The following is a 26,038-nucleotide window of genomic DNA, read 5'->3' as shown; positions in this document are numbered from 1 at the left end:
AAATGGCTAAGCGGTTACAAGAACGGCCGCCAATCGGCTATAATCTGCAATCTTTAAATTTTTTCAATCTGGAGTTTCCTTAACAATGGCAATCGAACGCACTTTTTCAATCATTAAACCAGACGCTGTAGCTAAAAACGTAATCGGTGAAATTTACAGCCGTTTTGAAAAGAACGGTTTAAAAATTGTTGCTGCAAAAATGCTGCACCTGACCAAAGAACAAGCCGAAGGTTTTTACGCGGAACACAGCGAACGCGGTTTTTTTAATGATTTGGTTGCATTCATGATTTCAGGTCCTGTGATCATGCAAGTGCTGGAAGGTGAAAACGCGGTTCTGAAACATCGCGAAATCATGGGCGCCACTAACCCTAAAGAAGCGGCTGCCGGCACTATCCGCGCCGATTTTGCCAACAGCATCGATGAAAATGCCGTGCATGGCTCAGACGCTCTCGAAACCGCTCAAAGGGAAATTGCTTACTTTTTCTCGGACAATGAAATCTGTGCAAGAACCCGTTAAAACCAAAACCATCAATTTGCTCGATTTCGACAGAAAAGGCCTTGCGGCCTTTTTTGCCGAGCTGGGCGAGAAGCCTTTCCGGGCGACACAACTGCTCAAATGGATCTATCAGGAAGGGGTTGAAGACTTCGACCTGATGACCAACTTGAGTAAGTCATTGCGCGCTTATTTAACTGAAAACTGTTACATAGCAACGCCTGAAATTGTGCTTGAAAAAATCGCAACGGACGGCACCTGCAAATGGGTCATGCAAACCGGTTGCGGCAACCGGATTGAAACGGTTTTTATTCCTGAAGAGGGGCGCGGTACGTTATGCGTTTCATCGCAAATCGGCTGCGCGTTGGCCTGCACTTTCTGCTCGACCGCCCAGCAAGGCTTTAACCGTAACCTGACCACGGCGGAAATCATCGGCCAGTTATTTGCGGCGCAAAAGCGCTTAGGTCCGGACAACAGAATTACTAACGTCGTCATGATGGGCATGGGCGAACCGCTGCTTAATTTTGACAATGTAGTCGCGGCCATGAATCTGATGATGGATGATTTCGCCTTCGGGCTTTCCAAGCGCCGGGTGACCGTCAGCACCTCGGGCGTAGTGCCGGCCATGTACCGGTTAACCCAAGTCTGCGATGTCAGTCTTGCGGTGTCGTTACATGCAGTGACCGATGAATTAAGGGATGAACTGGTCCCGATCAATAAAAAATATCCATTAAAAGAGTTAATGGAAGCGTGCCGGGATAACGCAAAGATAGCGCCACGCCGCACCGTCACTTTTGAATATGTGATGCTGGATGGCATTAATGACTCGGTGCAGGATGCGCGGGGGCTTATTAAACTGTTAAAAACAGTGCCGTCAAAAATCAATTTAATACCGTTTAACCCGTTTCCTAACTCCGCTTACCGCTGTGCCAGTAAGGAAGCGATCAATCGTTTTAAAACGCTGCTAAACGACGCAGGCATAGTCACCACGGTTAGAAAAACGCGTGGCGAAGATATCGATGCCGCCTGCGGTCAGTTGGTAGGGCAAGTTAAAGATAAAAGCCGTAGGCACTTAAAGCTCCAACCGTCAGGTTCCGAACGTGCGGCATGATTTATTAAACGTGAATTATTAAGATGATTAAGCGACTTGCGCTAGTTTTATTCATGACGACTTTGGTAGCTTGCAGTTCAACAGGCAACTCCAAAGATAACGATTCCGACGATGTGCATTTGCAGCTGGGGGTGCGCTATCTGAGCATGAATAAGCTGGAATTGGCTAAAGAGAACTTGCAGCTGGCATTAAAAGATAATTCAGGTAATGCACAGGCGCACAATGCCCTGGCTTTTTTATATGAAAAATTAAATCAGGCCGACAATGCCAAAGATCATTATGAGACTGCATTGAGTCTGACGCCTGATGATTTGGGTGTGCAAAATAATTTTGGCCGTTTTCTCTGTGAACATGGAGAGTTTGAAGAAGGCATGGAGTTGTTATCTAAGGCCAGTGCAAATCCGTTAAATGACAGGCAATGGCTGGCCTTGACGAATGCAGGGCGATGCGCGCTGAGCATGGGGCAAAAACCGCAAGCCGAGAATTATTTCAGGCAAGCGCTGCAACTAAATAACGCTTATGCGCCGGCATTATCGGAAATGCAAAAAATCGCTTATGAAAAGAGCGATTTTTGGGCGTCAAAAGGCTTTTTGCAACGTTACCTGAGCGTTGCAAATCATACCTCTGAAACCTTATGGATTGCGGCACAGGTTGAGCGGGCATTGGGCAATAGAGAGCTTGCCAGGGAATATAAAGGCTTATTGCTGGAAAAATTTCCGCTTTCAAATGAAGCAAAAAAAATCGCTGCGGTTAAAGATTTTTAATTAAAAGGCAAAAGACGAAAGGCGAAGGGCAAAAAAACAGCTTTTGCCTTTCGTCTTTTTTTGTAGATTTACCTGTTATTAATGAGAGGATTAATTAAATCCGTGGCATCAACTCTATTTAAATATGGCAAATAATATTCAAGCAATTCGCGGGATGCACGATGTGCTCCCTGAGCAGACCCCGCTTTGGCAGTATGCGGAACAACATATCAGAGACGTACTCGGTGCATATGGTTACAGTGAAATCCGGTTGCCGATCGTCGAAAAAACCGAACTGTTCAAGCGCTCTATCGGCGAAGTGACCGATATCGTCGAAAAAGAAATGTATACGTTTGACGACCGGAACGGTGATTCTTTAACCTTGCGCCCGGAAGGCACGGCCGGCTGTCTCAGAGCCTGTCTGGAGCATGGTTTATTGCACAATCAGGTGCACCGGTTATGGTATTACGGACCGATGTACAGGCATGAACGCCCGCAAAAAGGCCGATATCGCCAGTTTTTTCAGCTGGGTGTCGAAACCTACGGCATGGCCGGCCCCGATATCGATGCAGAATTGATCCTGATTATGGATCGGCTGTGGAAAAGATTGGGTATCCGCGATAAGGTTCGGCTACAGCTGAATTCATTAGGCACCATTGCCGAGCGTATGGTGTATCGGGAAAGTCTGGTCAGCTATTTTAAAGGTCATCTGGAGCAATTGGATGAGGACAGCTTGCGCCGGCTGGAGACCAATCCGCTACGAATCCTGGATACCAAAAATCCGGCCATGCGAGAGGTTGTCGCCAATGCGCCGGAGTTGATGGACTATCTCGGCGATGAGAGCCGCCAGCATTTTAGCGCGATAACTACTATTCTGGACGATCTGGGCATCGGCTACGAGCTCAATTCCCGGTTGGTACGCGGCCTGGATTATTACAGCAAGACCGTTTTTGAATGGGTGACCGATGAACTGGGTTCGCAAGGCACGGTATGCGCGGGCGGACGTTATGACGGACTGATAGAGCAGCTGGGCGGAAAACCCAATCATGCGGTCGGTTTCGCGATGGGCATGGAGCGCTTGTTGGCGCTGATGGAAACTGTGGATAACGTGCAGCTTGCAAGTCCGGTCGATGTCTACATGATTAGGGTCGGCGAGAAAGCGGAGCAAGCGGGCATGCGCTTTGCCGAAACCATCAGGAATGAAATTCCCTGCTTGAAATTGCAGGTGAATTGCGGCGGCGGCAGTTTTAAAAGCCAGTTTAAAAAGGCCGATAAAAGCGGCGCCGAATTTGCGATCATTCTGGGGGACGATGAAGTTGATCGCGGCGAAGTCAGCATCAAGCCGCTACGCAATAATGAGCAAGAGCAACAGAACATGCCTCAACCGCAGGCGATTAAGTTTTTACAAATGCAGTTGTAATCTTTTAAACACTAACAAGAGAAAAGCACGTGGAAATTTACGATACAGAAGAAGAACAGGTTGAAGCTTTAAAAAGATGGTGGAAAGAAAACTCAACCGCTACCATCGTAGGTTTGGTCATGGGACTCGTCATCATTCTGGGTTGGAATTACTGGCAAGACCATAAGAAAGCGCAGGCAGCGCAGGCTTCTGCAACTTATGATCAGTTACTGAAAGCGCTGGACGAAGGCAAAAAAGAGTCTGCGGATAAGCTGGCCGAGCGCATGAAAGAACAGTTTAAAGGTACAGAATATGCGGCTTTCAGCGGCTTGTTCGAAGCCAAGTTAAAAACTCAGCAAGGCGATTTGGCAGCGGCCAAGCAGATTTTGAAGACGCTTGCGGCAGAATCAAATAAACCGCTGAGCAATATCGCCAAGATAAGATTGGTGCGCTTAATGCTGGCTACCGGCGAATATGAGCAGGGCTTGCAGGTCATCAACGATGTCGATGCGAAAGCAGCGGCCAGCTATTCAGCCAATTACGATGAATTGGTCGGCGATTTGTATGTGGCCCTGGATCGATTGGATGAGGCGCGTACGTCTTATCAAAATGCGATGAGAAATGGACAGCCGTCACCGTTGTTGCAGTTCAAGATTGATGACCTGACCGCTCAAGAAAAACTAGAAACTCAAAAATAATGAGTAACTATTCAACCGATATGAGCCAGGCGAAAGGCGAAAGGCGAAAGGCGAAAAAGTCCTTTGCCTTTTGCCTTTTGCCCTTTGCCTTTACCTTGTTAACAGGCTGTGCTGCTGTTGATACGGTGGGTGAATCTATTTCCGGCATTAAAGATTATTTTAGCGGCGGCGAAGATAATGCCGATCCCCCAAACGCCCTGGTTGAGTATGCTCCTGAGATCAAGCTGGAAGTCATCTGGAAGGAATCGGTAGGTGTAGGGGCTGACGAGAAATCCTTAAAACTGATTCCGGTCATCGGCAGCGGAAAAATACTGGCGGCGGATCGAGAGGGTGTGGTGCAGGCTCGAAGCCTGACTACCGGAAACTTAATTTGGGAGACTGAAACAGATGTTCATTTTTCCGGCGGACCGGGGCTTGGCGCCGATACCGTGATTCTGGGATCCAGCGATGCCGATGTCGTTGCCCTGAATATTGAAACCGGCGAGGTATTGTGGAAAACCTCAGTATCCAGTGAAGTGCTTTCGGTACCTGTTGTCGCCGATAATATCGTCGTGGTTCGCACCACGGATGGATCCGTGATCGCTCTTGATGAAAAGACCGGCGGCAAGCGTTGGAGTTACGAGCGCAACGTACCTGCACTGAGTCTGCGCGGAACCGGGTCGCCTTTGATTGCCGGGGATAACGTCATCGGCGGTTATGATAACGGCAAACTGATGGCTTTGCGTTTGGCTGACGGCAAATATGTATGGGAAACCACTATCGCCATTCCAAAAGGACGCTCTGAAATTGAACGGCTGGTTGATTTGGATGTCGATCCTATCGTGATTAACGGTGTCATTTACATTGCCAGTTATCAGGGTGGAATAGCCGCTATTTCGGAATCGAACGGCGATATATTGTGGCGCAATGAAGCTATTTCGTCGCATTCAGGCTTGAGCAACGACTCCCGGTATTTATACCTGACAGACTCGCAAAGCCACGTTATGCAGCTGGACCAGAACAGCGGTGCAGGCTTGTGGAAGCAAAAGGATTTGCATCAAAGAAGATTAACAGCCCCCGCCGCCTATGAAAATTATGTCGTGGTAGGGGATTTAGAAGGCTACGTGCATTGGTTGTCGACGACCGATGGCAGACAACTGGGTCGCGAACAAGTGACTGATGGCGCAATCGATGCCAAGCCTATCGTGGTAGATAATACCGTTTATGTTTACGCAAAAGACGGCACGCTTGCCGCTTTAAAAGTCCGATAAAAATATGTTACCTGTAATAGCCTTAGTAGGGCGACCTAATGTTGGAAAATCCACATTATTCAATTATTTAACGCGCAGCCGCGATGCTTTGGTTGCGGATTTTTCAGGATTAACCCGCGACCGGCAATACGGCAGGGTAAAACTGGGCGACCGCCCTTGTCTGGTCGTCGATACCGGCGGCATAGCCGATGATGCGGAAGGCATAGAGAGCTTTGCCAGAAAACAGGTGCAGGTCGCACTGGAAGAGGCGGATGTCGTGTTCTTCATGGTGGACGCGCGTGAAGGCCTGAGCGCTTCCGACAAGGTTATCGCCGATACCCTGAGAAAGCTGGATAAGCCGGTCATATTGGTCACCAACAAGACCGACGGTATTGACGCCAGTGTTGCCTCATCGGATTTCTATTCGCTGGCATTGGGCGAGCCGGTGCAGATCGCCGCTTCCCATGGCAGGGGCATACCCGAATTATTGGAAAAAGTTAACCAACTATTGCCGCCTGGCAAGGGCGAAGTCGAAGAAGAACACAGCGGCATCGGTATTGCAGTGGTCGGAAGGCCTAATGTCGGCAAATCGACGCTGGTCAACCGCCTGCTGGGTGAAGAGCGGGTCATCGTGTTTGATGAGCCGGGCACCACACGCGACAGTATCTATATTCCTTTTGAACGCAACGGCAAGAAATTCACCCTGATCGATACTGCCGGGATGCGCAGGCGGTCCAAAATAGCCGAAACCATTGAAAAATTCAGCGTCATTAAATCATTGCAAGCGATTGAAAAAGCCAATGTTGTCATTTACTTGATCGATGCACGGGAAGGCATCACCGACCAGGACGCGCATTTGTTAGGCTTGGTACTGGAAGCGGGGAGAGCCCTGATTATCGGCTTGAACAAATGGGACGGCATCAGCGCCGACCAAAAGGCAACCATATACCGGCAACTCGACGTCAAACTGTCCTTTCTTGAGTTTGCCGAAAAGCATCCGATTTCCGCCTTGCACGGCAGTGGCGTCGGTAAAATGTTTGATGTCGTGCAGCAATTGTACGCAGCGGCAATGCTCGACATGTCCACGCCGGTGCTGACCCGTATCCTGAAAGAAGCTACCACCGCGCATCAGCCTCCGATAGTGAATGGCCGCCGCATTAAGCTGAAATATGCGCATCAGGGCGGCAGAAACCCGCCAATCGTAGTGATTCACGGCGTGCAAACCGACGTATTGCCGGAGTCTTACAAACGCTATTTAATGAACTACTACCGCGATAAAATGGACTTGGTCGGAACGCCGATACGCTTGGTGTTCAAGTCGCCGGCCAATCCATTCCACGGGAAAAAGAACAAGCTGAACGAGTGGCAAGTGAAAAAGAAAGAGCGCTTGATGAAGCGGGTGAAGAGCAAGAAAAGAGATTAGTAAGGCGCAAGGCGCAAGGCGAAGGGCGAAGGGCGAAGGGCGAAGGGCGAAGGGCGAAGGGCGAAGGGCAAAGGTGTCAACTTAAACCGCTCTCTGGTTCCCAAGCTCCAGAGACTGTGAAAGCATTAATCACCACAAAGGCGCGAACGACTGCAAAGACAGGAAATGATCCTGTCATTTCTCTGCATTCCCCACATCCCTGTGGGTTATGCAGGAGGTAGAATTGCGTCGGGAACAGCAATCGAGAGCACCAACAGTAGGCACTTTAGGCGCAGCTTCCGCTCCTCGGTAACTGCTCACGCTAAGTACCTACATCCCTGTAGGCAACGCAGGGAGCAGTTACCGAGGAGCGGAAGCTTTTCCGGCTGATTACTTGTGCCCTATGGGTATTCCGGCCTGCGACTCGCCTCTGCAAGGCAACCGTTTGTCATTAAATTAACACTACAGGAAACAATCATGGCGACCATCACATTCCAAGGCAAACCTCTAAACACATCCGGCGAATTGCCCGCAATAGGCAGCGATGCGCCGGCATTTTCCCTGACCAGCCGCGAGTTAGTGGATGTCACGCTGGCGACTTACGCTGGAAAAAGAAAAGTCCTGAATATCGTCCCCAGCCTCGATACACCAACCTGTGCTGCGTCAACACGCAAATTCAACCAAAAAGCCGCGCATCTGGACAATACCGTCGTGTTAGCCATTTCCGCCGACTTGCCTTTTGCGCAAAGCCGTTTTTGCGAAACAGAGGGCTTAAAAGACGTCATTCCTTTATCAACCTTTCGCTCCAGCTTTTCCGATGACTACGGCGTGACTATTGCCGATACTTTCCTGCGCGGTTTAACGGCCAGAGCGGTCGTCATTATCGATGAGCATGACAAAGTGATTTATACGCAATTGGTCAGCGAGCTTGTTAATGAACCGGATTATGAAAGCGCCTTGGCGGTATTGTAAATCGGCTTTATCGTCTGCCCGGACAAGTGCAATTAAATGGGCTTGACTTTCATGGCCTTACGAAAGGAGCTGCGAAAGTCAATTTAGCAGGGATGAATCTCGTACTGCTACAAAGTCGTATTTTATCGGCGGCCCATTAAACTTCCGGCTCATAAGAATAATGGCCGCAGATTGAAAACGTTGGTAGGTATTCAAGGTTTATATCTTGCGTCATCCATGAACTTTTGGTTGTTGCCAGCGGCAGGTCATTGAGGCTGTAACCGGAACACAAAAGAGAGCGGTTCTATCTGTAAATGCCGTTGAAAAATAATTGCAAAGTGCAGTCACGATAAAATACCTACGGCCAGGAAGAGTTGTCTAAAGTTATGGCATTAGATGGTCAAATTCAGGCTCGGCGGAAGTGGTTAACAGTTTTTAAAAAAGCATTAACCTTATAATCATCAGGTTGCTTGCAATTTTTTCTAATAACGTGGAAGTTTATGAATACTATCCAGAATCTAATCGAAAACATCGAAAAGGTCATAATCGGCAAGCGGCCGGTGATCGAATTGGCGGTGATTTCGTTGCTGTGTCGGGGGCATGTGCTGCTGGAAGACGTGCCCGGCACGGGTAAAACCATGCTGGCTCGCGCTTTGGCCCGTTCCGTGGCGATGGATTGCAAGCGCTTGCAATGCACTCCGGATTTGCTGCCTTCAGACGTGACCGGTGTGCCGGTGTTCAACCAGAAAAGCTCTGAATTCGAGTTTCGCCCCGGCCCGGTTTTTACCAATATCCTGTTGGTGGATGAGATTAATCGGGCTACGCCTCGCGCCCAGTCCGCCCTGCTGGAATGTATGGAAGAATTCCGCGTCAGCGTGGATGTGCATACTTACGATTTGCCCAAAGTGTTCATGGTGCTGGCGACGCAAAATCCTATCGAGATGGCAGGTACTTATGTGCTGCCCGAGGCCCAGTTGGATCGCTTTTTCATGCGGCTGAGTGTGGGCTACCCCTCGGTAGAGGAGGAGACGCGCATGATCTACGCCCAAGCTGATTCCCATCCCATCGGGCATTTGCAAGCAGTGGTCGACGAGGCCGATCTTTTGGCGGCAAGAGAGGCAGTACGAGCTGTGCATATGGAACCGCTGGTGGGGCAGTACGTGGCTCGCATCAGCGCTGCCACCCGTCAGCATCCGCAGTTGCGTTTGGGCGCCAGTCCGCGCGGCACCTTGGCGTTGATCCGCGCTGCCCAAGGCTTGGCTTTATTGCGTAAACAACCGTATGTGACGCCAGACGCGATTAAGACCATGGCCGGGCCGGTATTGGAACACCGCCTGATCCTGCGGCCCCAGGCTGCTGCTCAGGGACGGACGGCGCGGGAAATCTTGGCCGAAGTGCTGGATCAGGTGCCGCCGCCGGTATGAGTACCGCAATAGTTGTCCCACGGCGGCGTATCGCCATGCCGCTGGTGCTGGCAGGCCTAACTTTGGTGGTCTACTGTTCGGCGCTGAACCGGAGTCAGCCGCTGATTTGGGGCGTTGCCGCCGTTCTGTCCGCCAGTCTGGTGATTGGCTTTGCTTGGCCCCATTGGTTGGTCAGCAGGTTGACGGTGCGGCGTAGCGGTCCGGACAAGGCGGCAGAGGGCAAGGTTATCACTCTGGATGTGACGGTGGAAAACCGCGGCTGGCTGCCTCGTTTTATGGTAGAGGTGGTGGATCGTTTGCCTTTTGTCGGCGCGGGCAAGGGACGTGCGCCGGAAAACGTGTCGCTGGGCCTGATCGGATACATTCCAAGCCTGGATCAACGAGGCTTTCAAGTGAATTTGATCTGCGAAAAACGCGGACTGTACCAGCTAGGGCCGGTGGGACTTTCCACCAGCTTTCCATTGGGGCTTTCTGAAGCCCGGCGCGGCAAGCGGGAAGGCTTGAGCACTCTAATCGTTTATCCCGAAATTTTCCCTATTGCCGCATGGCCTTTGCAGGGATCGCCCAGCCTGATCCATAGAGGAGGGCATTTCCTGCCCAACGGAGCGGGTTCTGCCGAATTTCGGAGCTTGCGCGATTATCGTCGTGGCGATAATCCACGTCACGTGCACTGGCCCACCAGCGCCCGCCTCAGCCAATTGATGGTGAAAGAATATGAGCCTCTGGCCTCTCCCTGTTTGTATCTGGTCTTGGACTTGGCGGCTGACGCCAATGTCGGGCAGGGCAAACATGCAACGCTGGAATACGCAGTCAAAATCGCCGCATCATTGGCGCGACTTGCATGCGATAACAGCATGCCAGTGCGGCTGGCCGGACAAGGCAAGCAGGCTATCAATATAAAGGCAGGGCAGGGCGAAGCTCACTTTGGTGAAATTTTGGAGCGGCTGGCGGTCGTTGACGCGGATGGCGATACGCCTTATCGCGTGATGCTGGATAAAGCAGCCGGCGATTGTCTTATTGGTGAAACCGTGGTGGTTTTTCTCGCCGAACCGTCGGAGCGCGCAGTGGACACTCTGCAATCGTTGGCCTTGCTGCGTTCACGCGGTGCACATTTGTTGGCGGTTTGCTTCGAACGGCCATCTTTCCTGGCCGCTGGCGGCGGGGCAACGCTCACTGAATCGGCGTTGTTTGCCGGCCTGTTGGACTTGGGCGCGCAGGTGGTGACTGTGCGCCGCGGCGACGATTTGATGCGCCTTTTTAATCCCTGATGAGTCCGCCGCTCACTTATACGCCCGCTTACCTGGGGCTGTTCGCCAGCTTGCTGCTGGCTATCTGCTGCAATGCCTACCTTGACGTTGGTTATGGCGGCTTTGCTACTGAGACCCTGCTTTGGGGAATGTTATTCGGCGTAACCCTATGGTGCGGCTGGAGTCAGCACGGCGAGGCCTCAGAAGTCAGCCGCACGTGGCAGAAGTGCGTGATGTGGCTGGGGCTATTTCTATTCATAACTTTCTTTTTGTATGTCTGGGGGCTGCCGCGAGCGGGCATCTATCTGCTGGCTTTTTTGCAAGCCTCCTACAACTGCGTGCTTACTACCCGCCGCCAGTTATACCTCGGCCTGCTGGTGGCGCTGGTGATGGCGATCTTCGCTTCCTCCCACTTTCGGGCTGACTGGACCATGCTGTTTTATCTGGTGCCGTTTGTAATCGCCGTGGTGTTTACGCTGGCGGCAGAGCAGATCAATCGCCGGGCGGAGGAAGTTCGCAGTCTTAGCCTGGAGCAAAAAATGTTCGGAGGACAGGCGGCTGCCATTGCTTCGGCAACGCTGTCCATCCTGATAGTAGGAGCCGCATTTTATGCCGTTACCCCGCAGATGAGCTGGATGACCTTGAGTTCAAGCTACGGCCTGCCTGCGGCCATAGGTATGGCGCACGAGGGCGAACCGGAACAAGGCCGACAAGGCAGCAATCCGGGGACAGCTGGGGAAGGAGCCGGCGGCTCGGGCGGCGCTTTCGGCGGCATGCAACCGGCCCGCAGCCCATGGCCCACTCCGTCTGAAATGCGGCAGGCCGCTCAACGCAAAGGAATGCCCCGTTGGCAGTCCACCACCATCATGACCATGGCTGATGCTACCGAAGCGCTGCAACAGCAGCTCGCACCCATTTTACAAACCTTGAATGACTGGTGGGAGGCGTTTAAAAAATGGCTGCAAAAAAATCTCGACAAGGTGCTCGGCTCGCTGTTGGCGTTGATGCTGCTGGCTCTGGCTACCGGCCTTTTCTTCCTGCTGCGGGAAGTCAGGGCCGGTATGTGGCTGCGCACCCGCTTTGATTATTTACGTTATGCCGTGTTCGGGCGTCACCATTCCGGACGCGAGGGTGTCCGGCAATTCTACGGTGCTGTGGAACGACTGTTCGCGCTGTACGGCGAAGCCCGCCCGGAAACTCTCAACACGCAGGAATATTTACGCCGCATGAGCTTGGTGCGTCCGGCGCTACGTCTTGAATTGCAGGCAGTCACTCTCCAGTTCGAGAATGGCCGCTATGGAGCCCAAGCGCCCGATGCTGAGCAAGTCCAATTCATGCGTGAGCGTTATCGCCGTATTTTTCGAGTGTTGAGTGGGTAGAGAGGAGAATGTGTCGCCACGTCCATTACGTATCCATCAAATCACCCCCGTTAACCCCTCAACCAGCAAGCGGGAGTATTGGTCTGGATCATAGTGATGGTCGCTGCGATTATTATTGAGCAGGTCAGCCTTGACGATGCCGTGTTCACCCAGAGACAAATCATCCAGCATGAGGTAGCGGATGCCGTTTTGTGCGCAAAATCGCTGCATGGTCCGGTTGAATTCCAGGGTCAGCCCGGTTCTGTCCGTTTGTGAGGCGGTGACTTCCCGTCTGGCGTTGGCAATGTCGCCCCAGTCGTTGTCATCCTGAATGGTAGGTAGCGGGGTGCTGATGCAGACAACCTCGAAGCGCATTTTTAATTCAGCCAAAAACCCGGAATAGCTGGCGATGGCTTGGTTCATCATCGCAGCGACAGACTCCTGATATTTTTGCGCCCGGTACCAAATGACAAAACCGGTATCGACTTCGCCCAGCATCACGACGACTCGCTTTGCGGCGGTTTCGCAGGCGGCTTTCCTGAAGACAGGATAGGCTTTGGTTGCTGAATTGGGATTTTCCAGCCCTGATGCCGTGGCGCCAATAACGGTAAGCACATTGAGCAGCACGTTTGGAAATCTTTCTTTAAACAACGGGTGAGAGAAAACGGTAGTATGGGAGTCGCCAAGTACTAATATTTCTCGTACCGACGATGCCTTGAGTTCATGCGTTACAAGGTTTTGCATGTGATTCTACTCTGCTTTTTTTATGTGTTTAAAGACAGTTTTTAACGGGCGGTCACAAACAATTATTTATTGAAGCAGCCTCAAGCATCGTTGCCAATTGACGAATCACTTAATATCAATAGTCGGGGCAAGTTGCACTAAAGCCTGATGCTTATTGTTTGCTCAAAATTATTTATAGTTTCTAAAACTGCGGCAGAATATGCAGTACCCGTTCTGATTGCTGAGGTCGAACGAGCAGAGAGCATATACTGCATTGGCGTGCTTTTAAACTATCCCGCCTGTTTAAATAATTTTAACTCAAATGCATAAAATCAGCCTATGGAACTCAACATAATCAATTTTTTTAAAAAAGATATATGGCTGTTACAAGAGGATAAGCTTTCGCTATTTAAAGCAAAGATAGTCAAATCGTTAAAAATAATACTATTGTCCGTCCAGGGTTTCTCGCGCGATTTGTGTTCACTCAGGGCATCTGCATTAACGCTTTATACGATATTGTCGATAGTGCCTATCATCGCGATGCTGTTTGGCATCGCTAAGGGTTTCGGCTTTGAAAAAATGATGAAACAGCAATTAATCGAGAAAATACCCAGCCAGGAAACTATGGTATTGCAATTAATCGATTTTGCGCAAAATCTGCTGGAAAGCACTAAAGGAGAGGTTGTTGCGGGAACCGGTATTATTATTTTGTTCTGGACCGTTATTAAAGTCATCGGCAATATCGAAGAGTCATTCAACTACATCTGGAAAGTAGAGCAAGGCCGAGCACTAAGTCGTAAATTCAGTGATTATTTATCTCTAATGCTATTGGCTCCGGTTATTTTAATAATATCCGGCAGCATCACAGTCTTTCTCACAACACAGCTTACTTGGTTAGTAGACTTTATTAACTTATCCGGGATTGGCAATTGGCTGGTCATTAGGGCGCTAAGCTTGTTGCCCTTACTGCTTATGACGGGGCTGTTTACCTTCATGCTTGTTTTTATGCCCAACCGTAAAATCAATTACAAAGCCGGCATCATTGCCGGTTTTATTACCGCTATTATGTATAATTTGGCGCAGTGGGCTTATTTAAGCTTGCAGTTTGGTGTGTCCGATTACAACGCAATTTACGGCAGTTTTGCAGCGTTACCCTTGTTCGTCATTTGGTTGCAAATTGGCTGGATGATTGTCCTATTCGGCTGTGAAATAGCTTTCTTTTTGCAGAATTATGAAAATTACCAACATAGCAGCGAGTTTTCCAACTTGAGCTTTTCCCTGGAAAAAGTCATTGCACTTCAAATTACGCACATGATTATTAAAAATTTTATTCCCTTGAATAATCCCTTAACGGCAGCCCAAATAGCTAAAAATATGGATATCCCGATAGCCATTATTCAATCCATTTTATTAAAGTTAGTGGCTAGCCATATTATTGTCGAGTTTAAAGACCAGAAGGAATATGAGGTCTATCAGCCAGCGGTTGATATTAATATGCTCACTATTTCTTATGTTGTTAATGCATTGGAACAGTGCGGGCAAAACCATTTACCGGGCATCAAGCAGGACCCGCTGTTTATGAATGCCGTCAATAGTTTCAGAAAAATAATCGAAGCCTCTGAACAAGACCGTTTACTGAAAGATATTCAGTAAGCGGTCGCGTTGAACCAAAGCGATAGAATATTGTCTTAATCCCTGCCGTTTTCGAAAAAACCAGTTATTTGTCCCGAGCACGCTGGCAGAATCAAATTAGCTTTTAACGCATTCTTTAAATGCAAAAGCTAAAGCGCCCGGTACACGTTCTCTCAATATCAATGGACTATGCCATTACTGCGCAGTTCGAGCCTTAGAAGAATGACGGCCTAAGTCCAGCATCCTCGCCGCACAAACAATCATTAGGCAGCCAATTAGCATGGATATACAATAAAAATAATAGCGGAATCTGTCATGCAAGTCGTCAAATGAGGTAATTGCTTGGCCGTAAGACTGCCCGCGCCGGTTGCCGAAGCGCTTCAACTTAAAGAAGGCGATGATATTGGCTTATATAAATGTTTAGCGGATTTTTATTAACGTCCTCTTCGCTAATTAAAAACATCTTCAAAAAGGAAAACTAATGAGAATTTTATTGCTGTTTGCTTTATTCATGGTGTCCGCACAAGCCACAGCCGCCGCTTTGCCGGTTAAAGAAATTACCTCAGGCATATATGTCCATTTTGGCAAACATCTATTTCCAGACAGCAAAAATCACGGCGAAATCGCCAACCTGGGTTTTATTGTCGGGCAAAAATGCGTCGCGGTCATTGATAGCGGCGGCAATCCCGAGCAAGGCGCGGCGTTAAAACAAGCCGTTACCGAAACCACAAAAACGCCGATTTGCTACGTGATCAACACCCATGTCCATCCCGACCATATTAACGGCAACAGCGCTTTCAAAGCGGCCGGAGTCAAATTTGTCGGCCACCATAAACTGGCCAGGGCGATGGCCGCGCGCGGCTCGTATTATCTGGACAAAGCCGCGGATCAATTGGGCGTCAAAATGAGCGCCGCCGATTTAATTCCTCCCGATATCGAAGTCAACGACAGCATGAAACTGGACTTGGGCGGACGGACATTAGTCTTAAAAGCCCATCCCGCTGCGCATACCGATAACGATTTGAGCGTGTACGATCAGGAAAGCGACACGCTATGGCTGTCGGATTTGCTGTTTACCGAGCACGTGCCGACGCTGGACGGCAGCTTGAAAGGCTGGCTGGCGGAAATCGAAAAACTGGAGAAACAGTCTTTCCGGTATGTAATTCCGGGGCATGGCGATGTAGTCACCGATTGGCCGCAAAGCATCCAGCCGGAAAAGCATTACCTGACCTTGTTACAGACCGAAATTCGCGCCGCAATTAAAAAAGGCCGGCATCTGGAAGATGCCGTGCAAACCATCGGTTACTCCGAAAAAAACAGCTGGGCTTTGTTCGATGACTATCACCGCAAGAATGTCACCACCGCTTTTGCCGAGTTAGAATGGGAATAGCATTACAAGCCCGCCAATTAAAACCAAACTGGAAAATATTATGAACTACAAAAAATTATTACCGGCCATCTTGCTAGCTACATTATTGCCGGTTGCCGCGGCCACAGCGGCCGAGGACGAAAATATCTGGAACCGCGTTTTGAAGCCGGAGTATTTCGCTCAGCAAGCGATTGAAGAATCCAACGATGTCATCGAGCTGGAAGCGCCTATGCGCGCCGAAGATCCGGCCTTAGTGCCGTTTAAAATCACCAGCAAAATCAAGCAAACCAAGGATAACTACATCAAGCGCATCCTGGTGCTGGTCGATAGCAACCCGTTTCCATTCGTCGGTGATTTCGGCTTTGCCCCGGACAGCGGCAAAGCCGATGTGGCGATGCGGATACGGGTTAATTCCAACAGCTTTATTCGCGCGATTGCCCAAATGAACGACGGCAAATTGATCATGACCAAAAAATTCGTCAAAGCCAGCGGCGGCTGTTCCGCCCCGATTGGCGCCAATCTGGATGAAGCCATGAGCCGTCTGGGAAAAATGAAGTTCAGGCTGGAAGACGAAGTCAAAATCGGCGAACCGAATCTGGTACAGCTGATGATCAGTCACCCGAACATTACCGGCATGCAAATGGATCAAATAACGCGCTTTATTAAAAAATCGCATTTTGTTAAGGACGTTAAAGTGACGTTCAACGGCAAGCCGGTCTTTACCGCAAAAACCGATATTGCGATTAGCTCAGACCCTAATTTCAGGTTCTATTTCGTGCCGGATAAAGCAGGCGAGCTGAAAGCCGAAGTGACCGATACGTCCTGCGAATTGCCGACGAAGAGGGATGTGTGCAGCGAAGGCAATACTTTTACCGAGACGTTTAGAGTTCAGCCGTAGTTTTAAAAATAAGTATTGCAAGTGTTAATAGCTCACCGGATATGATTAAAAGCGCATGATTATCACCCGCCCCCATCCTTTGAATGTATAAGCATCTACATAGCACGTCATCCCGGCATGGATTCACGTCAGGCTTCCTGCCTGACGCCCTTCGGGTTAATGCAAATCTGTTCCAGACATATTTGTGCCGGGATCCAGAACACAGAGATGTTAAAGCGACCATACGGAAAATAACTTAAAAAGTAGAACTTCAGCCCATCTTGTTAGCCGCACAAAGTAGCATTAGACAGTCAATTAGCATGGATATACAATGAAGGCCCGTATATCTTTCCAGCATAGGAGTCCGTCATGCAAGTCGCAAAATGGGGTAATAGTTTGGCTGTAAGATTGCCCGCGCCGGTTGTCGAAGCGCTTCAACTTAAAGAAGGCGATGACATCGAGATTCATATCGCCGGTGAACGGGTTTTCGAACTTGAGAAGAAACCCAGTTCGCAAGAATTGTTAGCTCGGTTGCGTAAATATCGGGGGCGCTTACCCGCCGACTTCAAGTTCGACCGCTTGGAAGCTCATGAAGAACGATAAGCCGTTTTTAGATACCAATGTGTTGTTGTATTTACTGTCCGAAGATAACGCCAAAGCGGATCGAGCCGAAGCGATCATTGCAGCGGGCGGCATCATCAGCGTTCAAGTGCTTAATGAATTCGCCTCGGTTGCATTCCGAAAACTGGGCATGAGCTATGCCGAAATACGCGATGTACTGGCAACAGTACGCACCGTATGTCAAGCCCAAGCGTTGACTGCCGATACCCACGAACGCGGGCTGGATATTGCGGAGCGATTCGGTTTTTCTCTGTACGACAGCATGATCGTCAGCTCGGCTGTTGAATCCGGCTGCACCGTTTTATATTCGGAAGATATGCAGCATGGTCAGGAAATTGATGGTCAATTAGTGGTTGCAAATCCTTTTTTGGATAATTAAGAAGAATCATTAGGGTTGGCATTGTTGAAAATAACCATGAAATATCTATAGCCAGTATCTTGTGTGCAAGATGCAAGCCCTCATTTTTTTAAATGCACAATGCGAGACTCGGAATCTTTTTGTGTGAAGGCTATTAAATGATTTTGCAAGTTAGATATGCTAGCGTTGTAGGAGGCGCATCGTTCGCGGTTGATGCGATTCACTTCGTTCAGCACATCCTATTGACCTTGGAATAGCCAATCATGTTCGGATTTAATTTTATAAACAGACAATTAAAAATTTTAATTTTTCCAGAGTTCTTAGGTTACAAAGCTTTAGCTTTTTGCCCTAACTATGCTAAAGAAATAGTTTCACTGATTTCAAGCCAGAAATGGCTATTTCATAATTTTAATTTAGAAGATGAGTCAAATCTTTACGATATATCAAATTACTTGCTTGCCAAGAAAATCTACAACAGAAAATATACCATCGTATTGGATACAAATATTTACGATTTTTTACTAAAAATCGTAAGAAACCCAGACAAAGAGAAACACAGAGGCGCTGCTGCTTTACTTGCTTTTTGTCAACTATCAGAAATAGAAATAAATCCTTTTTTCGCAGTCCACGAAAAACTTGAAAGCGATAGCATAGATAATATATTAGATGACTTAACTTTATTTAATAGAATAAATAACTCTGAGACAACTGCACTGGCTAATTATGCACTAAGCAAGTCAAGCCATATTAATCTAAATCACAATACGGATTTAGCTCGCAATTCAATTAAACAAGAGATACTTTCATATCAAAAGCCAGACGAATGGAAATCTCTTTATTTAATGACTTTAAAAATAGTTGCCATAAAATACGATGAGTCTGTTTCTGATCGTAAAAAGCTAAGCACATATCTAAAGTGGCTTGTGGAAGATTTCAGAATGGGTGTTCCTAGCTTAGTATATGCATTGGTTATTTTTGGATGCAAACCAATAAAACGAATGATGAAATATAATCCAAGCGATGCCACATGCGATAAATCAAAAAATATCCGCAACATGACTTGGGACCTATTTATTATTAGGCATTTTTTCAAAAAATGGGAAAACAAGAAAGAAGATGAAGAATTCTTATTTGCGAGTGACGACAATGCATTCGGCAAGATATTGTTGATTGCTATCCATGTTTATAAGGAAAGAAACTTCGACTCATGCAAAAATCATGGATATATCAATTCCTCTGATCTAACAAAACTGAATGCTTTATTCAACCAAGCAATAAATATTGAAAACAGAGTTTATAAATCCCCGAACTTCACTTGCGAAGATAGAAGCAATCATAGAGATTCTCTAATATCACAACTGGAAATAGAATTGGGTATCTTGTGCTCTCATTCCCAGGCGCCGCGTGGGAATGCAGCCGGGTAGGTTGGGCAACACTTTTCTGCCCAACATTACCGCGTGGTCACTGTTGGGCAAACGATAAGGCTGTTTGCTCAACCTACACAAACTGACCTTGCAACTTCACGGCAAGTTTTTTGTCCAGCGTTAATAGTTTAATGTCATGCGCGGTGGCCGTGGCGGCGATAATGGCATCGGGTAATTTGACGCGGTGTTGATGCCTAAATTGTATCGTTAAATCTTCAATCAACGGGCTAATCGCCAAATGCGTCATCCGATCCAATAGACGGTTGATGGCCTGTTCCTCATCCATAGCCAAATCGGGGTAACTCAACAATTCCATCCGAGTGATGGCGCTAAACCCGCAAGCAGGCAGACTGATGCCGCTTAGAATGGAAATGGCTTCGTCATTGCCTTTAAGCAAGCCAATGATGGTATTGGTATCAAGCAGATAGCTAAGACCATTCATCACGCATCGCCTGTTGAATCTCTAATGGGTTGCCTCTGAATGAGGGAGAGTTTTTTAGTATTCCGGCAAAGTCGGTCAGTAATTCAGGCTGCTCGGCATGATGGGCTTGTTGTGTGTTGCGATAGACTAGCGTCAGATTTTTTAATAATTGCGCCGGGCTAATATGTTCATGCTCTGCCAATTCATTAAGTAAGACAGCCGTTTCATCGTCTAATTCTATGATTGCCATGGTTTATATCCTCTTTTAAAGTTTGTAGCTTATGCTTCATCGCTGGAAAAAGTAAAATTTTCTTCAAATTCACGCAGGTCTTTTGGCTGTTTCCACTGCTACACCTAGCGTAAGGTGACAGTGCTAAATGGGCTTGATTACTTTGATAGCGCCAATTCATAGCTGGTACTACGCCCGCCACCCTCCGCTTTTACCAATGCGCCTAATTCCATAAGATTGAGAATGTCGCGGTAGGTGGTGTCCTGAGAGCATTTCGCCAGCTTGGCCCACTTGGATGTGGTCAACTTACCTTCTAAGCCGTCCAGCAGCCGGTTGAGCACTTTGATCTGGCGCTCGTTCATTGGTACATCGGCAAAGTGCTCCCAGAATTTGGCTTTTGCCAGCACGGCTGAAAGTGTTTCGTCCGCTCGGACGATGGCGCGTTGCAGACACGCGAGAAACCACAGCAGCCACTCGGTTACGTCCAGATCGCTTTTTTGGCTGCGTTCCAGTACGTTATAGTAGTCTGTCCGCTCTTGCTGAATCTGCGCCGAGAGGCTGTAGAAGCGTTGCTGGCTCTGCTCCGACCTTGCCAATGCCATGTCGCCGATGGCGCGGGCGATAGGGCCGTTGCCGTCATCGAACGGGTGCAGGGTGACGAACCATAAATGCGCTAGTCCCGCTTTGAGCACCGGATCGAGCTGATCGGGCCGCTCGAACCAGTCCAGGAAAGCGGCCATTTCCGCTGTCAGCCGGTTTGCCGGTGGCGCAATGTAATGCACTTTTTCGCGGCCGCATGGATTAATGACGGAGTCGGAGATGACTTGCATCGAGCCGTTCGTATCGTCGCGCCATGCGGCTACCCGAATCTGCGCCAAGCCGCTACGCCCGGTCGGAAACAAGACGCCGTGCCAAGCGAACAGGCGCTCGATCGTCAATGCTTCGGCATGGCGCTGAGCGACATCAAGCATCATCTCGACAATGCTTTCGACATGACGGTCTACGGGCGCCAAAGCGCCGATGTCCAAGCCCAGGCGCCGGGCGATTGATGAGCGCACCTGTTCAGTGTCCAGGCGTTCGCCTTCGATCTCGCTGGTTTTGACGACATCTTGGGTCAATGTTTGCAGCCAGGCTTCATCCCGTAGTTTGAAGCCCAGCGATTCCATGCGACCCAACAGGCGGCCTTGCGCATGCCGAACCGTCCCAGCGGTGCCGCTAATCGCGTTATGTCATAGCGCCAATTGGGCCAGTCGGGATGCTGCCAGATGTAGGTCGTCATGCTATTTTCTCCGCATTAAGTGCGGACATTGTGAAATGTTATCTCCGCAACAGTTCAGACATAGCAAAGACTTTTCTCCAATTCCATGCCTCGCTGCTACATGCGCGCATTTTAAACTGCACAAGAATTAAATGCTGTAGGGCGGATTCGCGTTAGCAATCCGCCATGATTTGGTGATTTACTTTGGCCTCAGAGCCATAGAACGTGCCGAAGAACGAAGCGCATCAATTGCGATCGATTGCTTCATGTTGCCAGCACATCTACGGCCTTACTTTGGTGTTAGAGGAGGTTGTGGGTTATCCACAAAAACTGTGGATAACCTTGTGGTTGACCTATGTCTTGTCAGTATAAGTACCTATCCCTGCTGGCGTTTTTGTTAAAACGGCTAAAAATTGGTCATTCAGGCATACTGTTGTCCATTCCGGCAAACATTTACGATTCTGTAAGCACGATACTACGTGTCTTCCCATATTGACTGCGCCGCCGGGCGCGATCAAGATCGTAAAAAAGTACGCCCGTCTCACTCCCTCATTGGTTTATTAGGAAAATCTATGAAGTCAGCGATTGGAAGGTGGATAACGGTTGTTTTCATCAGTTTTTTTATGCTGGGTTGCTCAAGCATACGCGCTAGAACCGAAACCCCTGATAAAGAGTGGACGGTCTATCCCGGCATTCAGCGGGACATAAAAGATACCGGCGGGGTATTCAGCGGCAAGAATCCGGACTCAGTTTGGGCCAAGGGCATGGTAACAACACTCCTTCTTTTGGACCTGCCTTTCTCGGCCGTGTTCGACACGGTTGTGGTGCCCTATGATCTTTATCGGATTTACGCGCCAAAATATTCCGTAGAGAACGCTGAAAAGGGAAAGCACGTTAACAATCCGCCATGATCGGATGATTTAATCCGGGCTTTGTTAATAGTGATTGGCGGTCTGCTACGCGAGCCGCCTTACGCCTATACCATGCCTGAAAGCTAATAGCCAGTGTGTTAAGGACCTGTGCTTATTAGTTGGAGCAGATTGCCCGCCCAGATTTTCTTAAATTCCCAGAAAGACTTTTATCCATCTCCTTATCTAGCTGCTAAAATGGGCTTATCTTTTAACTGCCCAAGAATTGAAAAATGGATGTAATCCAACGCATTGCCGAAGAATTAGCCGTTAACGTCAAGCAAGTCAGCGCCGCTGTCAACTTATTGGATGAGGGCGCGACTGTCCCGTTTATTTCCCGCTACCGAAAAGAGGTGACCGGCGGTCTGGACGATACTCAATTAAGGCTGCTTGAAGAGCGGTTGGGCTATTTGCGCGAGCTGAACGCGCGACGCCAAACGATTCTGGACAGCATCGCCTCGCAAGGCAAGCTGACGCCGGAACTGGAAAAAGCTATTATCGATGCCGACACCAAAACGCTGCTGGAAGATTTGTACTTACCCTATAAACCCAAGCGCCGCACTAAAGCGCAGATCGCCCGTGAAGCGGGGCTGGAGCCGCTGGCCGATGCCTTGTTGGACGACCGCAGCCTGATTCCCGAGCAAGTCGCCGCAGGCTTTATCGATGCAGACAAAGGCGTGGCTGATGTTGCCGCCGCTTTGGATGGCGCACGACAAATCATTATGGAGCGCATTTCCGAAGATGCTGAATTATTAGCCGAACTGCGTGAGCGCATCTGGCAAAAAGGCATTGTTCATGCCACGGTGGTGACCGGAAAGGAACAGGAAGCGGCGAAGTTCAAGGATTATTTCGATTACGAGGAAGCCATCAACAAGATCCCCTCGCACCGGGCATTGGCGTTATTTCGCGGACGCAATGAGGATTTGTTAAATATAACGCTTAAACCCGGCACTGACGACAAAGCGGAACATGATCTTTGCGCCCAATTTGTCGCCCGTCACCTGAATATTACCGACAGCTCAAAACCCGCGGATGCCTGGCTGGCGGAAACCGCGCGTTTTGCCTGGAAAATCAAGCTGTACACCCGTATCGACCTGGATTTAAAACTCAGGCTGCGCGAAGCCGCCGAACTGGAAGCGATCCGGGTTTTCGCCAGCAATTTAAGAGATTTGCTGTTGGCCGCACCGGCCGGGCCTAAAGCGACGATGGGCCTGGACCCCGGCATACGCACCGGCGTTAAGGTTGCGATTGTCGATCCTACCGGCAAGCTGCTGGCGACAGACACCATTTACCCGCATCCGCCGCGTAAGGACTGGGACGGATCGATAGATACGCTGGCAAAACTGATTCAAAAGCACAAAGTCGATTTGGTCAGCATAGGCAACGGCACCGGTTCTCGGGAAACCGACCAGCTGGTAGCCGATGTGATGAAGCGGCACAACGAACTTAAATTCACCAAAATCACCGTGTCGGAGGCGGGCGCGTCGGTGTATTCGGCGTCCGAACTGGCGGCCAAGGAATTCCCCGCGCTGGATGTGTCTTTGCGCGGTGCGGTTTCTATCGCCAGGCGCTTGCAGGACCCGTTGGCCGAGCTGGTCAAAATCGATCCCAAATCGATCGGCGTCGGCCAATACCAGCATGATGTGAATCAGGTTCAGTTAGCCAAAGGGCTGGATACCGTGGTCGAGGATTGCGTAAACGCGGTCGGCGTTGATGTGAACACCGCATCGGTAGCCCTGCTTAAACAGGTATCCGGTTTGTCCGCCAGCATCAGTGAAAATATCGTCGCCTTTCGTAATGAGAACGGCCCGTTCGCCAACCGCAAGCAATTGAAAAAAGTGCCGCGATTGGGCGACAAAGCTTATGAACAGGCGGCGGGATTCCTGCGCATCATGAACGGCGACAACCCGCTGGATGCATCTTCGGTGCATCCCGAGGCTTACCCGGTGGTTGAGGCGATCATCGGCAGCACCGGGAAATCGATCCGCGACCTGATCGGTCAGAGCCAGTTCCTACGCGGTTTGAATCCTGGCAATTATACTAACGAACATTTCGGTTTGCCGACGGTGACCGACATCTTGCTGGAGCTGGAAAAGCCCGGCCGCGATCCGAGGCCGGAATTCAAAAGCGTCGAGTTCAAGGCAGGCATCGAGAAAATCACCGACCTTGAAGTCGGCATGAGGCTGGACGGCGTAGTCACCAACGTTGCCAACTTCGGTGCATTTGTTGATATTGGCGTACATCAGGACGGCTTGGTGCATATCTCCCATTTATCGGATACTTTTGTCAAAGACCCCAGGGATGCGGTTAAAACCGGCGAGATGGTTAAAGTGACGGTGCTGGAGGTCGATGTCGAGCGCAAACGGATTTCTCTATCGATGAAAACAAATCCCGAGGCGAGCGACGTCAGGCCCGAACGAAATAATCAAAAGCCGACTGCGCATAAGCCCAAGCAGCAGGCGCCGGTACAAAGCGCAATGGCTAACGCATTCGCCAAGGCGCGAACCAGTAAATAATTGTAGCTCTGCTATACTGAGTCAATTATTAACATACCAACAGGATTTGAAATGCGTAAATTCAGTCGTTCTTTTGTTTTATTTGCCAGCCTGTTTGCGGCATGTGCGCCGGTGACTCAGGCCGAGACGCAGCAACAGGGTTATGGCATGGCGGCCTATGCACCCTCTGCTCAACGAGGTATATATCCAAACCAGAGCTTTGGCGACAGCTATGGCAGCAAGGTTGGCAATAAGGCGCTGAATAGCTTTGCTAATCTGACCGCAGGCATACTGGAAATCCCCAAAAACATTATTAATACGACTAATGAAAGCAATGTCTTTTATGGTATTGTCGGGGGAGTATTTAAAGGCGTGGTCGTCATGGCGGGACGCTTAGGGGTGGGAGTTGCCGATTTGGTCACGATCCCCCTTCCAACCAAGCCTATAGCTTACCCACTGTATGTTTGGGATGATTTTGATGTGGATACCAGTTTCGGTCCGGTATTTCGTTTAGACCAGAGTCCGGAAGAAGAGGCTATCGTTCAAGCGCCAATCCCGCAGCCTGTCGTTGCCGCGCCCGCCCCTGTAGCGCCCAAGCCGGAGCCGATTGATAACTCCAAGCAGTACAACCAGGAAACCAACCAGAAACTGGATGAAGTTTTCAAAAAAAGAATGAAAAAATAGTGCGTTGGCGCTAAAAACGAAAAAGCCCGGAGGCGGAAACCTGCCGGGCTTTTTTGTGTGAGGCTATTATTCAGGAATCACTGTTCCGAGTCAGGGAATGGCACAGGAGCAAATTCCGGGTGCGCAACGCTAAGCTTGCTGCCGACTTCGCCCATATAAAACACCAGAATCTTGACCGGCTCTTCGCCTATGTTGCGGCCATTGTGAAGCACGCCTACAGACTCGGGCAAAACGTCGCCTGAATGCAGGATTTTAACCTGGCCTGTGGCAAGCTTTAGTTCCAGCTCACCTTCCATGATGTAGCCGAACGAGGGTACCGGATGTTCGTGCCAGCCGGTCTCGCCCTCCGGCGCAATCTCAACGATCAGTGTAGTGACTTCGCTTTGCCCTTTGGGATAGACGATCGGCTTGCCGTCCCAGCTGGTGGTGGTCTTGAGGAGTGGAGTAACTTTAAGGTCAGGGTTTTCATCCGTAGCGAATGCTGTAAATGGGCAGCATAAGGCAATGAGCAGCATGAATTGCGCTTTGACGTTCATTTGCATAACTTTATTAAAATTCAATCAGTCGACGCATCGTGCGCTTAACCCGGCGGCCAGATCATTTGCCGGCCGCCCAGTAGATGCAAATGCAGATGGTAAACGTCCTGTCCGCCTTTCCTGTTGCAGTTAAACACGGTTCTGTAACCGGCTTCAGAAATGCCTTCCTGTTTAGCCAGTTTTGCCGCCGTTTGTAGTATTTGGCCTGCCAGCAGGGTGTCGTCCAGGTCATTCACGGTAGCAATATGACGTTTGGGGATAATCAGGATATGTACCGGGGCTTGAGGCCTGATGTCCCTGAAAGCCAGGACATTCTCGTCTTCGAAAACCACATCCGGTTTGATATCGCCAGCAACCATTTTGCAAAATAAGCAGTCAGTCATTATTTCTCCTTGTTATACGATCGGCCGGGGCGGCCGACACGGTTGGTGTGAAAATATACGCCCCT

General features: G+C 49.4%; 27 protein-coding genes. 21 read left to right on the top strand and 6 right to left on the bottom strand.

All coding sequences use genetic code 11. The features are described from left to right. Positions 1-85 precede the first annotated feature (85 nt). From ndk to M0R47_RS10675, 11 genes are all read left to right on the top strand, one after another. A complete protein-coding gene (gene ndk, locus M0R47_RS10725; protein WP_292554277.1) occupies positions 86-517 on the top strand; it encodes a nucleoside-diphosphate kinase in 432 nt (143 codons plus the stop codon). Then, positions 492-1,604, top strand: coding sequence for a 23S rRNA (adenine(2503)-C(2))-methyltransferase RlmN (gene rlmN / locus M0R47_RS10720; RefSeq protein WP_292554275.1), 1,113 nt, complete (start codon positions 492-494; stop codon positions 1,602-1,604). The genes ndk and rlmN overlap by 26 nt, the downstream gene beginning before the upstream one ends. Before the next feature lie 53 nt (positions 1,605-1,657). Continuing rightward, positions 1,658-2,368: a type IV pilus biogenesis/stability protein PilW gene (pilW, locus tag M0R47_RS10715; RefSeq protein WP_292554272.1), complete on the top strand. Its 711-nt coding sequence runs from the start codon at positions 1,658-1,660 to the stop codon at positions 2,366-2,368. 124 nt (positions 2,369-2,492) lie between these two features. After that, a complete protein-coding gene (gene hisS, locus M0R47_RS10710; RefSeq protein WP_292554269.1) occupies positions 2,493-3,767 on the top strand; it encodes a histidine--tRNA ligase in 1,275 nt (424 codons plus the stop codon). Positions 3,768-3,796: 29 nt separating this feature from the next. Continuing rightward, positions 3,797-4,444: a tetratricopeptide repeat protein gene (locus M0R47_RS10705; protein WP_292554267.1), complete on the top strand. Its 648-nt coding sequence runs from the start codon at positions 3,797-3,799 to the stop codon at positions 4,442-4,444. Next, positions 4,444-5,694, top strand: a complete 1,251-nt coding sequence (gene bamB, locus M0R47_RS10700; protein ID WP_292554264.1) for an outer membrane protein assembly factor BamB — start codon at positions 4,444-4,446, stop codon at positions 5,692-5,694. Before M0R47_RS10705 ends, bamB begins: the two co-directional genes overlap by 1 nt. Positions 5,695-5,698: 4 nt before the next feature. Beyond that, positions 5,699-7,096, top strand: a complete 1,398-nt coding sequence (gene der / locus M0R47_RS10695; protein WP_292554262.1) for a ribosome biogenesis GTPase Der — start codon at positions 5,699-5,701, stop codon at positions 7,094-7,096. A 456-nt stretch (positions 7,097-7,552) separates the two neighbouring features. Next, the gene (gene tpx / locus M0R47_RS10690; RefSeq protein ID WP_292554259.1) at positions 7,553-8,047 is read left to right on the top strand and encodes a thiol peroxidase; all 495 of its coding nucleotides are present in this window, start codon (positions 7,553-7,555) and stop codon (positions 8,045-8,047) included. 479 nt (positions 8,048-8,526) lie between these two features. Further along, positions 8,527-9,450 (top strand): MoxR family ATPase, encoded by a 924-nt coding sequence (locus M0R47_RS10685; protein ID WP_292554256.1) that lies wholly within the window; start codon positions 8,527-8,529, stop codon positions 9,448-9,450. Beyond that, positions 9,447-10,718, top strand: coding sequence for a DUF58 domain-containing protein (locus M0R47_RS10680; protein WP_292554253.1), 1,272 nt, complete (start codon positions 9,447-9,449; stop codon positions 10,716-10,718). Before M0R47_RS10685 ends, M0R47_RS10680 begins: the two co-directional genes overlap by 4 nt. Continuing rightward, complete coding sequence (locus M0R47_RS10675; protein WP_292554250.1) at positions 10,718-12,076, top strand: DUF4129 domain-containing protein; 1,359 nt, start codon at positions 10,718-10,720, stop codon at positions 12,074-12,076. Before M0R47_RS10680 ends, M0R47_RS10675 begins: the two co-directional genes overlap by 1 nt. A 36-nt stretch (positions 12,077-12,112) precedes the next feature. Here M0R47_RS10675 and M0R47_RS10670 read toward each other — a convergent pair whose 3' ends face one another. Further along, positions 12,113-12,799, bottom strand: coding sequence for an SGNH/GDSL hydrolase family protein (locus tag M0R47_RS10670; protein ID WP_292554246.1), 687 nt, complete (start codon positions 12,797-12,799; stop codon positions 12,113-12,115). 318 nt (positions 12,800-13,117) lie between these two features. Between M0R47_RS10670 and M0R47_RS10665 the strand changes: the two genes are divergently transcribed. The 7 genes from M0R47_RS10665 (at position 13,118) to M0R47_RS10640 (ending at position 19,059) form a co-directional block, all read left to right on the top strand. After that, entirely contained in the window at positions 13,118-14,431 is a 1,314-nt protein-coding gene (locus M0R47_RS10665) for a YihY/virulence factor BrkB family protein (RefSeq protein ID WP_292554244.1), read from the top strand. Positions 14,432-14,752: 321 nt separating this feature from the next. Next, positions 14,753-14,848: an AbrB/MazE/SpoVT family DNA-binding domain-containing protein gene (locus tag M0R47_RS21920; RefSeq protein WP_366513194.1), complete on the top strand. Its 96-nt coding sequence runs from the start codon at positions 14,753-14,755 to the stop codon at positions 14,846-14,848. Between the two features lie 43 nt (positions 14,849-14,891). Then, positions 14,892-15,800: a quinoprotein relay system zinc metallohydrolase 2 gene (locus tag M0R47_RS10660; RefSeq protein ID WP_292554241.1), complete on the top strand. Its 909-nt coding sequence runs from the start codon at positions 14,892-14,894 to the stop codon at positions 15,798-15,800. Positions 15,801-15,840: 40 nt separating this feature from the next. Further along, positions 15,841-16,677 (top strand): quinoprotein dehydrogenase-associated SoxYZ-like carrier, encoded by an 837-nt coding sequence (locus tag M0R47_RS10655; RefSeq protein WP_292554238.1) that lies wholly within the window; start codon positions 15,841-15,843, stop codon positions 16,675-16,677. A 348-nt stretch (positions 16,678-17,025) separates the two neighbouring features. Beyond that, positions 17,026-17,259, top strand: coding sequence for an AbrB/MazE/SpoVT family DNA-binding domain-containing protein (locus tag M0R47_RS10650; protein WP_292554236.1), 234 nt, complete (start codon positions 17,026-17,028; stop codon positions 17,257-17,259). Then, positions 17,246-17,656, top strand: a complete 411-nt coding sequence (locus M0R47_RS10645; protein WP_292554232.1) for a PIN domain-containing protein — start codon at positions 17,246-17,248, stop codon at positions 17,654-17,656. The genes M0R47_RS10650 and M0R47_RS10645 overlap by 14 nt, the downstream gene beginning before the upstream one ends. A gap of 242 nt (positions 17,657-17,898) precedes the next feature. Continuing rightward, positions 17,899-19,059, top strand: coding sequence for a hypothetical protein (locus tag M0R47_RS10640; RefSeq protein ID WP_292554229.1), 1,161 nt, complete (start codon positions 17,899-17,901; stop codon positions 19,057-19,059). Between the two features lie 73 nt (positions 19,060-19,132). Here the strand turns inward: M0R47_RS10640 and M0R47_RS10635 are convergent, their stop codons facing one another. The 3 genes from M0R47_RS10635 to M0R47_RS10625 all read right to left on the bottom strand — a co-directional run bounded on the left by M0R47_RS10635 (position 19,133) and on the right by M0R47_RS10625 (position 20,929). Further along, positions 19,133-19,501 (bottom strand): PIN domain-containing protein, encoded by a 369-nt coding sequence (locus M0R47_RS10635; protein WP_292554227.1) that lies wholly within the window; start codon positions 19,499-19,501, stop codon positions 19,133-19,135. Further along, on the bottom strand, positions 19,488-19,730 hold the full coding sequence (locus M0R47_RS10630; protein ID WP_292554224.1) for a hypothetical protein: 243 nt from the start codon (positions 19,728-19,730) through the stop codon (positions 19,488-19,490). Before M0R47_RS10630 ends, M0R47_RS10635 begins: the two co-directional genes overlap by 14 nt. A 137-nt stretch (positions 19,731-19,867) precedes the next feature. Further along, entirely contained in the window at positions 19,868-20,929 is a 1,062-nt protein-coding gene (locus tag M0R47_RS10625; RefSeq protein ID WP_292554299.1) for a Fic family protein, read from the bottom strand. A 610-nt stretch (positions 20,930-21,539) separates the two neighbouring features. On the opposite strand from M0R47_RS10625, the gene M0R47_RS10620 reads away from it, so the two are divergent. The 3 genes from M0R47_RS10620 (at position 21,540) to M0R47_RS10610 (ending at position 25,054) form a co-directional block, all read left to right on the top strand. Beyond that, positions 21,540-21,878 carry a YceK/YidQ family lipoprotein gene (locus M0R47_RS10620; protein ID WP_292554220.1) on the top strand — a complete coding sequence of 113 codons (339 nt, stop codon included), beginning with the start codon at positions 21,540-21,542 and terminating at the stop codon, positions 21,876-21,878. Between the two features lie 230 nt (positions 21,879-22,108). Continuing rightward, complete coding sequence (locus tag M0R47_RS10615; RefSeq protein ID WP_292554217.1) at positions 22,109-24,391, top strand: Tex family protein; 2,283 nt, start codon at positions 22,109-22,111, stop codon at positions 24,389-24,391. Positions 24,392-24,442: 51 nt separating this feature from the next. Next, a complete protein-coding gene (locus M0R47_RS10610; RefSeq protein ID WP_292554215.1) occupies positions 24,443-25,054 on the top strand; it encodes an exosortase system-associated protein, TIGR04073 family in 612 nt (203 codons plus the stop codon). 77 nt (positions 25,055-25,131) lie between these two features. Here the strand turns inward: M0R47_RS10610 and M0R47_RS10605 are convergent, their stop codons facing one another. Then, positions 25,132-25,590 carry a cupin domain-containing protein gene (locus M0R47_RS10605; RefSeq protein ID WP_292554212.1) on the bottom strand — a complete coding sequence of 153 codons (459 nt, stop codon included), beginning with the start codon at positions 25,588-25,590 and terminating at the stop codon, positions 25,132-25,134. Between the two features lie 44 nt (positions 25,591-25,634). Further along, entirely contained in the window at positions 25,635-25,973 is a 339-nt protein-coding gene (locus M0R47_RS10600) for a histidine triad nucleotide-binding protein (RefSeq protein WP_292554209.1), read from the bottom strand. Between the last annotated feature and the right edge of the window lie 65 nt (positions 25,974-26,038).

Source organism: Methylobacter sp. (assembly GCF_023227905.1).
In the GTDB taxonomy this organism is placed as follows: Bacteria; Pseudomonadota; Gammaproteobacteria; order Methylococcales; family Methylomonadaceae; genus Methylobacter_A.
This window is presented reverse-complemented; position numbering and strand designations above follow the sequence as displayed.

Excerpts from the sequence above, each read along its gene's own strand:
- tpx (WP_292554259.1), top strand. The coding sequence starts at position 7,553 with ATGGCGACCATCACATTCCAAGGCAAACCTCTAAACACATCCGGCGAA.
- M0R47_RS10645 (WP_292554232.1), top strand. The coding sequence starts at position 17,246 with ATGAAGAACGATAAGCCGTTTTTAGATACCAATGTGTTGTTGTATTTA.
- M0R47_RS10620 (WP_292554220.1), top strand. The coding sequence starts at position 21,540 with ATGAAGTCAGCGATTGGAAGGTGGATAACGGTTGTTTTCATCAGTTTT.
- hisS (WP_292554269.1), top strand. The coding sequence starts at position 2,493 with ATGGCAAATAATATTCAAGCAATTCGCGGGATGCACGATGTGCTCCCT.
- M0R47_RS10675 (WP_292554250.1), top strand. The coding sequence starts at position 10,718 with ATGAGTCCGCCGCTCACTTATACGCCCGCTTACCTGGGGCTGTTCGCC.
- rlmN (WP_292554275.1), top strand. The coding sequence starts at position 492 with ATGAAATCTGTGCAAGAACCCGTTAAAACCAAAACCATCAATTTGCTC.
- M0R47_RS10605 (WP_292554212.1), bottom strand. The coding sequence starts at position 25,590 with ATGAACGTCAAAGCGCAATTCATGCTGCTCATTGCCTTATGCTGCCCA.
- M0R47_RS10660 (WP_292554241.1), top strand. The coding sequence starts at position 14,892 with ATGAGAATTTTATTGCTGTTTGCTTTATTCATGGTGTCCGCACAAGCC.
- bamB (WP_292554264.1), top strand. The coding sequence starts at position 4,444 with ATGAGTAACTATTCAACCGATATGAGCCAGGCGAAAGGCGAAAGGCGA.
- M0R47_RS10670 (WP_292554246.1), bottom strand. The coding sequence starts at position 12,799 with ATGCAAAACCTTGTAACGCATGAACTCAAGGCATCGTCGGTACGAGAA.
- pilW (WP_292554272.1), top strand. The coding sequence starts at position 1,658 with ATGACGACTTTGGTAGCTTGCAGTTCAACAGGCAACTCCAAAGATAAC.
- der (WP_292554262.1), top strand. The coding sequence starts at position 5,699 with ATGTTACCTGTAATAGCCTTAGTAGGGCGACCTAATGTTGGAAAATCC.
- M0R47_RS10615 (WP_292554217.1), top strand. The coding sequence starts at position 22,109 with ATGGATGTAATCCAACGCATTGCCGAAGAATTAGCCGTTAACGTCAAG.
- M0R47_RS10600 (WP_292554209.1), bottom strand. The coding sequence starts at position 25,973 with ATGACTGACTGCTTATTTTGCAAAATGGTTGCTGGCGATATCAAACCG.
- M0R47_RS10630 (WP_292554224.1), bottom strand. The coding sequence starts at position 19,730 with ATGGCAATCATAGAATTAGACGATGAAACGGCTGTCTTACTTAATGAA.
- M0R47_RS10640 (WP_292554229.1), top strand. The coding sequence starts at position 17,899 with ATGTTCGGATTTAATTTTATAAACAGACAATTAAAAATTTTAATTTTT.
- M0R47_RS10635 (WP_292554227.1), bottom strand. The coding sequence starts at position 19,501 with ATGAATGGTCTTAGCTATCTGCTTGATACCAATACCATCATTGGCTTG.
- M0R47_RS10680 (WP_292554253.1), top strand. The coding sequence starts at position 9,447 with ATGAGTACCGCAATAGTTGTCCCACGGCGGCGTATCGCCATGCCGCTG.
- M0R47_RS10665 (WP_292554244.1), top strand. The coding sequence starts at position 13,118 with ATGGAACTCAACATAATCAATTTTTTTAAAAAAGATATATGGCTGTTA.
- M0R47_RS10650 (WP_292554236.1), top strand. The coding sequence starts at position 17,026 with ATGCAAGTCGCAAAATGGGGTAATAGTTTGGCTGTAAGATTGCCCGCG.
- M0R47_RS10610 (WP_292554215.1), top strand. The coding sequence starts at position 24,443 with ATGCGTAAATTCAGTCGTTCTTTTGTTTTATTTGCCAGCCTGTTTGCG.
- M0R47_RS10655 (WP_292554238.1), top strand. The coding sequence starts at position 15,841 with ATGAACTACAAAAAATTATTACCGGCCATCTTGCTAGCTACATTATTG.
- M0R47_RS10685 (WP_292554256.1), top strand. The coding sequence starts at position 8,527 with ATGAATACTATCCAGAATCTAATCGAAAACATCGAAAAGGTCATAATC.
- ndk (WP_292554277.1), top strand. The coding sequence starts at position 86 with ATGGCAATCGAACGCACTTTTTCAATCATTAAACCAGACGCTGTAGCT.